A 12241-nucleotide genomic window follows, 5' to 3' on the forward strand; every position below is an offset into this window, starting at 1 on the left:
AAGATAAGCTCATAGAACAGACCGAATAACGAATACATAAGAATTGAATTCATGGAGAACGAAATGAGAGCCACAACAAAACACACCCTTCTAGCATCATCCATCGCTATGATTATCAGCACTGGTCAATTATGGGCCCAAGAAAGTCCGGCTGACACAGGTGCCAATGAAGATATCGAGCAAATTTCAGTGGTAGGCATACGTTCGAGTATTGCCAGCTCAGTGGCGCGCAAACAAGAATCCGGTCAGGTAGCAGACGTTATTTCAGCGGAAGATATTGGCAAATTTCCGGATTTAAATGTCGCTGAATCGTTGCAACGTATTCCAGGGATTCAAATATCCCGCTCTCGGGGTGAAGCATCCGGTGTGTCTATTCGTGGCTTAGACGAAGTCGCAACCTTATTAAACGGGCGAAACTATTTTGGCGGTGCCTCCGGTGTCAGTATTAACCGCTTTGCCAGCTTTGAAGATATTCCCGCAGAATTGGTTGGCTCCGTGGTGGTATATAAATCAGTTTCAGCTGACATATTAGAGGGCGGCATTGGGGGAGTGGTCGATATTGAGCGCACCGATGCTTTAAGTTTAAGCGGTCCTACAATAGCCGGTAGTGTGAAAGAGCACTATGGTGATTTATCCAAAGAATGGTCACCACGAGGTTCTTTAGTGGCTGGGAATATCTGGGATTACGGCAACAATGGCGGTGAAATAGGGGTTATCTTTGGTGTTTCTTATTTAGAGCGAGAATATCGTGAAGACCTAGTGCGTAACTCTAGTGCCACGTCCATCGTAGGTGATTTTGCAGGTGGCACTGCGCCTGATGGTGCCAAAACCAGTGCTTCTCTTAACTCATCCCCAGCATGGGGGGATAGAGAGCGTACGGTTTACTCCTTAGGCATTGATGTCTCTCTAAACAGCGATACCAAATTCTATTTTGACTCTGGTTACACCGATTATTCCACAACGCAGTTGCGCCAAGAGTTTGTGTGGGGATTTGATGGTGCAAATACGGTTGACGCTGATTTTTCTAATATAGATGAAAACAACGTTTACCCTAAGTCGGTTACCTTGAGCGACATGAACTTTGATGTTCTGAGCATGATTGATGACAGGTACACCACGACATACGATTTAGCGCTGGGCTTTGAAACAGTTGCTGGGCCGTGGAGTATCGAAGGGGAGGTGAGTTACGTTGATACCGACAACGACACCAACTTCCACAATACCCGTATTCGTGACAGCTGGGACGCCTTGCCTGTTACGATAAATAACAGCGGGATACCAAATCAGCCACCCTCGGTGGACTTTGGTACTTTTGACGTAACAGATGAGGGTAATTTCGATATCGTTCAATGGCGTCATGAAAGCCGCCAGTTACAAGCAGATGAATCTGCGGCCAAGCTGGATATTGATTACGCATTTGACGAAGGAATGGTACGTTCCATCGAAGCGGGTTTGCGCTTCGCCAGTTTAGGCACCACTAAAAATATTCAAAACAATCATATATTTGATGCCTCGGGCGCGACCTATGGCAGTGACGACCCGCTTAATTTAGTCGAGCCCAGTGCGTGGGACGATTTTATGGACGAGTATGACGGTGGCAATTTCCCCAATGATTATGTTGGCGTTAATCCTAATTACTTGTTGTCTCGCAACGATGAAATTCGTGAATTTTATGGCTTCACAGGGCAATCAGAAACTGAAAACCCCAGAGATTCATTTGAATATGAAGAAGATGTAACCGCCCTATATATAAAAGCCAACCTTGAAACCGAAGTGGGAGGGTATTTCATAAGTGGCGATATCGGCGGGCGTTACGTGCAAACCGATACGACAGCGGATTATTTTTTTGATACCGGAAATGCGGACGAAAGTGGAGCGCCTATTTACCAAGGCACAAAAAGTGAAAAGAATTACAGTGAATTCTTGCCCTCGTTCAATTTGAAAGTTGAATTGAACGATGAGCTGCTGCTTCGCTTAGCGGGTTCGAAAACATTTTCGCGCCCTCATTTTGGTGATTTGGCCCCGTCGTTAAACCTCAACTTTGAGCAAGGTCGCGGCACCGGTGGTAACCCAGATTTAGACCCATTCACCGCAACCAATTTAGATTTAAGCCTTGAGTACTACTTTGCCAGTGGCGGTATGGCGTCATCTGCTATTTTCTACAAAGACATTGACGGCTTCTTACAAACCTCTGAAAGCCAAGAAACCATTGGTGGCAATGACTTTGTTATCTTGCGTAAAAGCAATGGCGGTTCTGGCACAGTGCGTGGTTTAGAGCTTGCTTACCAACAGTTCTTTGATTTTTTACCTGCACCATTTGATGGTTTAGGCGTACAGGCGAATTACACCTACGTGGACTCAGATGTGCCCTCGCCGAATCCATTACTGCCTAATATTTCACTAGAGGGCCTATCAGACAACAGTTACAACTTGGTCGCCATTTACGAAGATGATTTAGTTTCAGGCCGTTTGTCATATAACTACCGTTCAGACTTTTTAGTGACCACAGAAGTCGCCCAAGAAGGATTTGGGCAACTCGATTTATCGCTGGCCTACAACGTTTCTGAGAGCTTCCGATTCACTTTGGATGCTTTAAACCTGCTCAGACGCGACCATTTCGAATATCGTGCAGGGGATAAGTATGATCCATATCATTGGATCGCCACTGAAAGACAAGTGTTGGTCGGTGTGTCGTATACCTTCTAATCCACCTAGCTGTATGGCAAACCGCTGGGCTGACCTTAGAAGTCGTTTTTAAGCGATGGATGCCTCAGCAACCCATGAGTCAGCAATAGCTAAGTGTGTTGGATGTATCCTTCGCGTAAGAAAAAGAACAGGGGCTTAGCGGTATGCTTGCTCTGTTGTTTTATTCTCCTTTGCTCGGCGTTAACACAGCGGGTAGTGGATGTGTTACGCAAATCAGTAGGGTTGTTTATCGTGAAATGCATTAAAGCGCAGATTCTGTGCATCATTACCTTGGTGCTTTGTACAGCAAACGCTGCTGCACAAAGCGAGCAAAGTAAGAATAACCTAGTTAACAGGCCAAATGTGGTAATGATTGTGGCAGATGATCACGGGTTAGATGCCATAGGGGCATACGGCAATAACGTGATCCAAACCCCAAATATCGATGCGCTGGCAAGAGAGGGCGCTCGGTTTGTGAATGCGTTTGCCACTGTGTCAAGTTGTAGCCCTAGTCGCTCAGTTATGTTAACCGGTCAACATAATCATACTAATGGGATGTATGGCTTGCAGCATAAGCAGCACCATTTCAGTAGTTTTGATGACGTGCAATCATTGCCGGTCATGCTCAGTGAAAACGGCTATCGAACAGCCAGAATAGGTAAATATCACTTAGGGCCAAACAGCGTATTTAAATTTGATGACGTGTTATCAGAAGGCGCAGCCAATGATATGACCTCAATCGCACGCAGCCCAGTTGAAATGGCTCAAAAAAGCGAAGCATTTATCCGTCGCGACAGCGCACCGTTCTTTTTGTATTTTGCCAGTGACGACCCACATCGAGGTTACCCGTTTGAGACCTATCCCGAGCCAAATCGATTTGGTAACCGTGAACAGAGTTACCCAGGCATCGAAGAGGTCGTGTATCAGCCTGATGACGTGTTGGTGCCGCCGTACTTACCCGACACACCCGCTGCACGAAAAGAAATAGCCCAATACTATCAGGCTATCTCTCGCCTTGACCAAGGTGTAGGCAAGCTGGTTGAAATACTCAAAGCACAGGGTAAATACGACAACACGTTAATTTTGTATTTGTCGGATAATGGCATTGCCTTTCCTGGTGCGAAAACCAACTTGTACGATGCAGGTATTCATCTGCCGTTAATTGTCAAAGCGCCAGCGCAGAAAAATAGCGCTGTTTCCTGTGCAAAAAACATTCAAAACTGTACCCGTCACCATCAGTTGGTCTCTTGGCTTGATTTAACCCCGACTATTTTAGAATACGCAAACGTTAAACCAATGCCGACCACTGTTCAGGGCAAATCATTCAAAGCAATTTTAGAAAACGAACAGCCTAAAGGCTGGGACCATGTATATGCCTCTCACACCATGCACGAAGTGATGATGTATTACCCCATGCGCATGGTGAGAACCAAGCAATATAAGTTGATTTGGAATATTGCCCATGAGCTAAGTTACCCCTTTGCTGCGGACTTGCAGCAGTCCTTAATCTGGCAAGATGTGCGTCGCCGCGGAAACACTCAATATGCGGGTCGCCAGATCGAGGACTTTTTACATCGCCCTGAGTTTGAGTTGTTTGATATGCAAAACGACCCTCAAGAGCAGCATAATCTCGCTGATTTACCCCAGTTCAGTCGTGTAAAACATGAACTCATATACCAGCTTAAAATATTTCAACAAGAGACTCAGGATCCTTGGATCGCTAAATGGCACTACCAGTAAAGTCGTTGGTTAATTGCTGTAAAAGTTTAAGAGATCAAGAGCTCAAGGATTCATTCACTATTTAGGAGCAAATTCAAAATGATGTTTAACAGAACAACAATGTCACACTATTTACCCTTGATCATGGGCGTTACTGCCTTATCAGCTGTGGCCTCAGCGTGCGCAGCAGAACAACCTTTACTGAAACAGCAGGCATCGCAAAAGCCCAATGTAGTTATTTTTTACGTAGATGATTTAGGTTATGGGGATATTTCTCCAAATGGTGCGATAGGGGTAGACACGCCTAATCTAGATGCGCTAGCGAGCAAAGGCGTTAATTTTACTGACGCCCACAGCACTGCATCAACGTGCACGCCTTCGCGCTATTCCCTGCTCACCGGTGAACACGGATTTCGGCAAAACGCCGCTATTTTACCTGGCGATGCCCCCGCACTAATTCGACCGGGCAAAGCGACTTTGCCAAGCATGTTGCAAAAAGCCGGTTACACCACGGGGGTGATAGGAAAATGGCATCTAGGTTTAGGCGAAGGCTCAGTTGATTGGAACCAAGACGTTAAACCAGGGCCATTAGAAATTGGGTTTGATTACAGCTTTTTGTTGCCAGCAACCGGCGACAGGGTACCCACTGTGTATTTAGAAGGTCATGAAGTGGTCAACTTAGAAAGCAGTGACCCTATTGAAGTCAGTTACGATCACAAAGTAGGAGATAGGCCTACCGGCGTTGACAACCCAGAGTTGCTGCGCATGAAAGCAGACCTACAGCACAGCCAAACGATCGTGAATGGGATAAGCCGCATCGGCAGCATGAGTGGTGGAGAAAAGGCCTTGTGGGTAGATGAAGAGTTTCCCGACGTGTTTTCGCAAAAAGCGGTCGAATTTATTGAAAGAAGTAAGAAAGACCCGTTCTTCTTGTTCTTCTCGTTTCAAGATATACACGTGCCACGGTTACCTAACGAACGTTTCAAAGGTAAAAGTACCATGGGGCCAAGAGGTGATGCAATTGCACAAATGGATTGGGTTGTCGGCAGAGTTATGCAAGCGCTAACCACTCAAGGTGTAGCCGATAACACCTTAGTGATATTTACCAGTGATAACGGACCGGTATTAGACGATGGCTACGATGATATGGCCGCCGAAATGCTAGGCGAACATTTGCCCGCTGGGCCTTTTCGCGGCGGTAAATACAGTGTCTTTGAAGGAGGGACGCGCGTCCCTATGATTGTATATTGGCCGGGTAACACCGCTCATACACGTAGCAGCGCGCTTATCTCTCAAGTCGATATTTATGCTTCACTGGCAGGTTTAGTAAAGCAGCCTTTGGCAAAAAAAGAAGCCATTGACAGCCTTGATGTAATGCATGCATTTTTAGGCAAAACCAACAATGCGCGCACCTACTTATTAGAAGAAGCCGTCGGGACGTTAGGTTTGCGTAAGCATAATTGGAAATACATCAAAGCAATCAGTAAAGAAAAAGGGTTACCAAATTGGCTCGGTAATAAAGACATAGAAATGGGCTTTGCGTTAACGCCACAGCTATTTGACCTGACGGATGATGTTGGTGAGCAAACGAACCGTGCCGAGGATTATCCAGCGCTAGTGAACGCCATGGAGCAAAAGATCCAACAACTTATCGAAAAAGGCTTCAGATATAGCAAATAACAACTAACAAGTAGGGAACGGTCGTTATAGGCACTTTTTAATACATTGCATAAAGTGCTAAGTCATCTTTTGCTTAAGCCTTTATATAGGATTTTACATCGGCCTTCCTATAACTCGTTACGTTTTCAGGCACGTAAAAAGGATCGGTTGTCGGTTCTTTTTGCGGGCCTTTTTAAAAGTGCATCATAGTCTTGATAAAGGGCTAACCACAGAGTTACCGCCGCGCTGTAAAATGTGGGTGTATATTTGCGTAGTGCGTAAATCACTGTGACCTAGCTGGTCTTGCACAGTGCGAATATCAGCGCCGGATTGTAAAAGATGGGTCGCACAAATTTGTCTGGAATTAAATTTGAACATCAGAAGGATGGCCCGTAGGGAGAAATGCAAGGACGCATTTTTTAAAAGAGTGGCGTAACGTATGGGGGGTAACGGTTTTAGGGATGTTGGCTTTTTTAGCGGCATGTCGTATTGCTTTTTGCACCGTAGACCCATCAATATGATGACGTCTTAATGATTGGTCTTCAGGATCTGTCGATAATTGACGAGAAGCAAATATATATTGCCATTGTAACGAGCGGCTGGCGTTCTTAAACTTAAGCCTTAGACGATGAGGTAGATAAACGCCACTGTATTCTGGGTTTAGCTGATCTGCATCCGGATATTGTCTTACGACAGTGATCTGTTGTTGCAAAGTAGGTACAAGCTCATCGGCTAATGTAACAACCCGATGTTTACCGCCTTTACCATTCCAAACCCGTATGGATTTGAAATCAAAATCTATATCTTGGACTCTCAATCTCACACATTCCATCAAACGCAAGCCACTTGCATATAAAATTGATACCGCTAACTTCTGTTGAGCATTTACAACTGCGAGTAAATTCCTCACTTCATCAGTAGTGAGAACGATTGGCAGTTTTTGTTGGCGAGTACTTTTAATAAAACTAAGTTTAAAATTTAGCGGTTGACGAATTATATCGCGATATAGAAATACCAAGGCATTTAACGCTGATTTTTGGGTTGATGCAGCCACATCTAACTCTAAAACTAAATGTGAAAGGAAGGCTTCTACCTCTTTATCGTGCATTAAATTAGGGTGTTTTTTCTGATGAAAATGAATATAGCTACTGATCCACTTAAGATAAGCTTCAATAGAGCGTTTTGAATAACGTAATTGGTACATTTCATCCTTTATCATATTCAAGAACATTGATTTAGGCATAAGATAACTCTCCTTAAATAACTGTATATTTGCACAGTTGTAGTGAATAATCCGTATAACAGCAAGATTTAGGAATTTTTCCGTGTTTCCACAGGTAAAAAACATAAATCTGGAAAAAATTTAACCTGTACAATGAGTTAGTGGCTGTGGTAGAAATGAATTATGTAGAAAGCCGGAAAGGTTCCGTGTTTAATACGCGGATGCAATCACGGAACCTTTCCGGCTATTAATATTGTTAGGTGCTAATGGAGTAGTAAAATTAAATCGCTAAATCCTATATTAATAACTCTTTTATTTTTAACCGCTGTAGGAATTGTTGTTGGCGGTAAAGTAGGTATTAATCTTAATGTACAAAAAATTGAGAATATAGATAGTAATCCTATCTATATAGAGTTGTCGGATAAAGTTAAATCCGGAGATTTGGAAGTAAACGAAAAATTAGGCTTAATTCTTGTGCAAGGTATGAAGGATGCTCATGTAGATGCGGGGAATTATCTTGTGAGTATTTTTGATGTTTTCATTTATATAGGTATATTTTTAATTACTCTTGCCTCAACTTTAGCCTTTGTTACATGGCGTTTATATATCAAAGGTTTTAGTAATCGCACCTAACAATCCAAGTCAGCGGGTATTTTACTCGCTGAACAACGCTCATAAAATCCCCTGCTTGGGGCGTTAGAGGTTTTATCGTGGCAGATTTACGTCATATTCTCGAAGATATAGATTTATCTGCTGTTGTTGTTCTTAATGATAAAATAAACGAATGTAATTTTTTCTATAACCTTTTGAGTAATGAATGTAATAGAGACAAATTTCGTTGGTTATTAGGGGCATTTCTTAATTCATGTTATGGGTATTTAGAAGACAAAGCCGCTTACTTTCATTATGCTAATTGTGATCCTGACTCAGGTGAACCCATAGAGGATTGGCAGTCACTAGAAACGTTACAAAAATACGTTAAAGTTTTTAAAACTCGTGGAAAATCAGGTTTTGTGAAGACATCTGGTTTATCAGAGTTAACTAAAATGCTATATCAATTCCGTAATACAAGTACTCATGACGGAGGGGTTGGCATAATGGAAACAGGTAATAACTTACCTCATGATTTTCAAATAGGCGTTCATAAGAGTAAAGGTGTTCCCGCATTAAATTTTTGTAAAGATATACTGCTGTTTTTTACTGTATTAGAAAAAGAGTTGGATTAGGTTAATGTGCAATAAACCTCTAACAAGTCACTCAAAAGGACAAAAAACAGTTGGTTTTTGCTCCTGCGTCGCCAATTGTAACCAGCTATTTTGTTGCCTCTGATTAGGGCGTTATACACCCTCAGGGAGATTGTTATTTTAGGACGTGCAATTCGAAGCCAAATGAACTTAAAGCCGTATTTCTATAAAAAATCGGCGAAGGTTGGTACGTATGGTTCGATCATAGGTTTTTTTCTTACCTATCTAGTCTTTTTTAAATATTTAGATTTTGTTGGGATTGATATAAACGAACCATTGAAAAATAGTGACTCTGTATCAAATCTGCAATTGTTAGCGCTCGCCATTTTTTTACTAGTATTCTTTCTCTATACATCTTGCTCACTTTTAGCTGCACTTTACTTTAGGCGCTCGTATCTTAAAAAACATATTAGTCGTCACGAGTATTTGAATATCGTATTTAAAAGTACTTATCCAGATCATTGGCAAAAAGGTAAACAAACGGGTGTATAACAAAAACATCATGGTGGGAATTTTACTCGCTGGCCTTCGGCCAAAAACACTCGTAAAATCCCCATATATTAAGCGTTATGTATCTTTTGGGAATTTTGTGTGACTGAACAAGAAATTAAAGAACAATTCAAAAAAATTAATCGCAATTCAATTCTTCTCAGAGTTATTGGTGGAATATTGTTGCTGCCTTTAACTATTATATTTTTCTCTGGCACAGACAGCGTTATCGGAATTAGCCGCTCTAACGCAAACTTACTATTCATGGTCGCTATGATAGCAAATGTTGTTTATTTAACTAAGTTCTGGAAATGTCCTGCGTGTGGTAAAAAATTAGGTGCTGGGTTAAGCGTAAAAAAATGTGAAAGTTGTAATGTTCAACTTAAGTAACGCAATACATAACAAAAACATCATGGTGGGAATTTTACTCGCTGAAAAAGCGCTCCTAAAATCCCCATATGTTAAGCGTTGGGTACCAAACCTGAAATGAAAGATGTTTTAATCGCAGTAAAAGGAATCGGCCTCTGCGGATTAGCTTTTTTGTTAATTAGCTATTGGTCTGTTCTAGATGAATTTAACGCTACTTTTAATGGTGAGTTGGTTTCAGCACAGGTTGGTGACTTTATACATACAAATGAGCAAATAGGGGCGAAAAGTCGAGGTCCTATCGTATACGTATATCATTCAAGTAATTTTAGTATGCAGGTTAAATCCCTTACTTCTCTGCAAAAAGGTAAGCATATAAATTGTTTCAAGTACTCTAGTATTTGTTTTAACTCTGAATCCGGTAACTCTCTCGATTTTAAGAGGGATAGTAGGAAAAGTGGGCTAGTACTTGGGCCTATTATGCTTTTATTAGCGTTAGTTATTTGGCTTTTTCGTTACAAGCTCGCGGCACTAAATGAGGCTACAGAAAATGGTACCTAACAAACCAAGTCAGCGGGAATTTTACTCGCTGAAAAACACTCATAAAATACCCTGCTTGGGGCGTTAGGTTGCTATGAAGAAATTTTTTATTCTTTTGGTCCCAGTAGTTTTTTTGTTGACCTATTGCCAAAAGAATATTGGAGGCGTCACAGCCTCTGAACTCGATAAAGACCTAAGTAACTTACTTCAGTCTGGAGACCCACTAGAAAAAATAAAAAGCTCACTCGATAAGCTCTACATTGGGTATCACTATGATAGTGACTTCGGACGATTTGAGGCGTCGCTTAAAGACAATAATTATAATTGCGTACGTTACTTTCTTTATGATTGTGCAGTATTAATATACGTCTATACAGACCATGAACAAAGATATACGGGGCATGAAGTTGAAGTTATCTACTCTGGGTTATAGCTCGCAACCTAACAAGAGACTATGGCGTCAATAGCTAATTTGTAGCCTTTGGCGCTTCCCACATGACCCCGTCTCTGAGCATTGAATTTAAGATAACAACCATCTTTCTAATGCACGCAATAATAGCCACTTTCTTAGGCTTCCCTGCTGCGATTAATCGTTGATATGTTTTCTTAAATACGGGGTTACTTTGTATCGCTGACATCATCGCCATGTACAAAACGGTTCTGACTTGATGTCTGCCACCTTGGATTTTCCGCAACCCTTTATAGCGCCCACTTTCTCGATTCATGGGAGCCACACCGACTAACGCAGAGGCTTGTTTGTTGGTCATGTAACCTAACTCTGGCAGGTTACTGATGATGGAAGCGGAGGCTATTTTTCCTATTCCTTTCATGCTCTGTAGGATGCAATTCTTCGCTTGATGAATTACATAGACACCCATCTTTAGAATCTTATAAAAAGACTCTTGCTCAGAGGGGTGAATGCCGCAAAAAAGTGTGAAAACGCGGGGTACACTGTCTGGCTTGTTTTTCGGTGAGGTTGTCAGCCACTATGTTGTGGAATAACACAAACCGGTTACCTGTTTTGATTATCGAATTTGGCGTCTAATTCCTTACACTGGTGGGATGAATAAATCATAATAAAAATTGAAACTAAAATGGCGAACAATAAAACCCTCTTACATTTTTCAATAGCCGTGTGTTTAGCTTTATCAGGTTGTAACCGTGAACAAACATCTGAATCATCAAACTCTACCAGCGAAGCTAAAGGGGAGGTGAATAACGCGGTGAATAACCGTACTTTGGACGTAAAAGCCTCTGCAGTAGACGAGGATGAACGTGAGTGGGTGTCGCTTTTTAACGGTAAAGACTTGCAAGGCTGGCACACCTTTGTGAGTTACCAACCTGAAGACAGCAATTATCAAGATCCTGACAACTTGCCTGTTCGCGGTATCAACAATGATCCTAAAAATGTGTTTAGCGTGCAAGAGGGGCTGCTACGTATTTCAGGAGAAGAGTGGGGCGGTATCAGCACTATCAAAGAATACGAGAATTTTCACCTTAAATTTGACGTGAAATGGGGCGATAAGAAATGGCCGCCCAGAGAAAACTTACCCCGTGATAGCGGTGTATTGTATTTTGCGGTAGGAGAGGCTGGCGCATCGATGAATCACTGGATGCGTAGCCACGAAATGCAAATTCAAGTAGGCGATAGCGGTGATTATCATAGTCTTGATGGTGTTTTAATTGATACTCATTGCGGCGATGCAAATGACGGAGACTGGCATTTCTACCGCTACGATCCGGATATGCCACTGTGTAAAGACATCGCTAACCGTGTATTGAAGTTAGGCGAGTTTGAGAATTCGATCGGCCAGTGGGACTCCATGGAAGTTATTGCAGATGACACTATGGTTATTCATAAAATTAACGGCCACGAGGTGTTTCGTGGTTATCAGTCAAGGCAAGTGATTGATGGGGAACACGTGCCGCTCACAAAAGGAAGAATTGAATTTCAATCAGAGGGAGCAGAAGTCTTTTATCGTGATATTCGCATAAAGCAAAACCCTTAAGCTATTGCATCAAAGCAAGGTCGGCTGCGGTTAAAATCGCAAATTTAGTTTATCAATAAATACCGCTACGTTGATAGCTAAGCAGCATTATTTATCGTCGCTGAGCTTAAAGTTAACTAAGTTTCAGCGATTTGGCGCTTATCGCTTTGTGCTATTTCGATTGAATGCTCTAGTTGTCGGTTATGCAGTGTCAGCGTTTAGCTCAAAAGCGCGCATCCAGTCTTAACTCAGCGCCATCAGTGTCAAGTGCTGTGCCGCATGCCCTAATCATCATCCGAACGCTAAGTCTCAACACTTAATCTTGAACG

General features: G+C 42.3%; 7 protein-coding genes and 2 pseudogenes. 7 read left to right on the top strand and 2 right to left on the bottom strand.

Features of this window, described 5'->3' with window-relative positions; all coding sequences use genetic code 11:
* The first annotated feature begins 63 nt into the window (after window positions 1-63).
* The 3 genes from AC0VYA_RS09180 to AC0VYA_RS09190 all read left to right on the top strand — a co-directional run bounded on the left by AC0VYA_RS09180 (window position 64) and on the right by AC0VYA_RS09190 (window position 6084).
* Window positions 64-2706 carry a TonB-dependent receptor gene (locus AC0VYA_RS09180; protein WP_475490797.1) on the top strand — a complete coding sequence of 881 codons (2643 nt, stop codon included), beginning with the start codon at window positions 64-66 and terminating at the stop codon, window positions 2704-2706.
* A 201-nt stretch (window positions 2707-2907) separates the two neighbouring features.
* Window positions 2908-4425: a sulfatase family protein gene (locus AC0VYA_RS09185; RefSeq protein ID WP_475490798.1), complete on the top strand. Its 1518-nt coding sequence runs from the start codon at window positions 2908-2910 to the stop codon at window positions 4423-4425.
* Window positions 4426-4503: 78 nt separating this feature from the next.
* Window positions 4504-6084, top strand: a complete 1581-nt coding sequence (locus AC0VYA_RS09190) for a sulfatase family protein (protein ID WP_475490799.1) — start codon at window positions 4504-4506, stop codon at window positions 6082-6084.
* Window positions 6085-6267: 183 nt separating this feature from the next.
* On the opposite strand, the pseudogene AC0VYA_RS09195 reads toward AC0VYA_RS09190, so the two are convergent.
* Window positions 6268-7306 (bottom strand): annotated as a pseudogene (locus AC0VYA_RS09195) (integron integrase).
* A 689-nt stretch (window positions 7307-7995) separates the two neighbouring features.
* Between AC0VYA_RS09195 and AC0VYA_RS09200 the strand changes: the two are divergent.
* The 3 genes from AC0VYA_RS09200 to AC0VYA_RS09210 all read left to right on the top strand — a co-directional run bounded on the left by AC0VYA_RS09200 (window position 7996) and on the right by AC0VYA_RS09210 (window position 9945).
* The gene (locus AC0VYA_RS09200) at window positions 7996-8511 is read left to right on the top strand and encodes a hypothetical protein (protein WP_475490800.1); all 516 of its coding nucleotides are present in this window, start codon (window positions 7996-7998) and stop codon (window positions 8509-8511) included.
* Window positions 8512-9120: 609 nt separating this feature from the next.
* Window positions 9121-9408, top strand: coding sequence for a hypothetical protein (locus tag AC0VYA_RS09205; protein ID WP_475490801.1), 288 nt, complete (start codon window positions 9121-9123; stop codon window positions 9406-9408).
* A 96-nt stretch (window positions 9409-9504) separates the two neighbouring features.
* Complete coding sequence (locus tag AC0VYA_RS09210; protein WP_475490802.1) at window positions 9505-9945, top strand: hypothetical protein; 441 nt, start codon at window positions 9505-9507, stop codon at window positions 9943-9945.
* Between the two features lie 446 nt (window positions 9946-10391).
* Here AC0VYA_RS09210 and AC0VYA_RS09215 read toward each other — a convergent pair.
* Window positions 10392-10784: pseudogene (locus AC0VYA_RS09215) on the bottom strand (transposase); the annotation flags it as partial.
* A 234-nt stretch (window positions 10785-11018) separates the two neighbouring features.
* Here AC0VYA_RS09215 and AC0VYA_RS09220 point away from each other — a divergent pair.
* Entirely contained in the window at window positions 11019-11933 is a 915-nt protein-coding gene (locus tag AC0VYA_RS09220; protein ID WP_475490803.1) for a 3-keto-disaccharide hydrolase, read from the top strand.
* Window positions 11934-12241: the final 308 nt, after the last annotated feature.

The organism is Paraglaciecola sp. QJM3NY_14, assembly GCF_056173245.1.

Bases quoted from the DNA above. Each gene is read 5' to 3' on its own strand.
- AC0VYA_RS09180 (WP_475490797.1), top strand. From the start codon at position 64: ATGAGAGCCACAACAAAACACACCCTTCTAGCATCATCCATCGCTATG.
- AC0VYA_RS09190 (WP_475490799.1), top strand. From the start codon at position 4,504: ATGATGTTTAACAGAACAACAATGTCACACTATTTACCCTTGATCATG.
- AC0VYA_RS09210 (WP_475490802.1), top strand. From the start codon at position 9,505: ATGAAAGATGTTTTAATCGCAGTAAAAGGAATCGGCCTCTGCGGATTA.
- AC0VYA_RS09220 (WP_475490803.1), top strand. From the start codon at position 11,019: ATGGCGAACAATAAAACCCTCTTACATTTTTCAATAGCCGTGTGTTTA.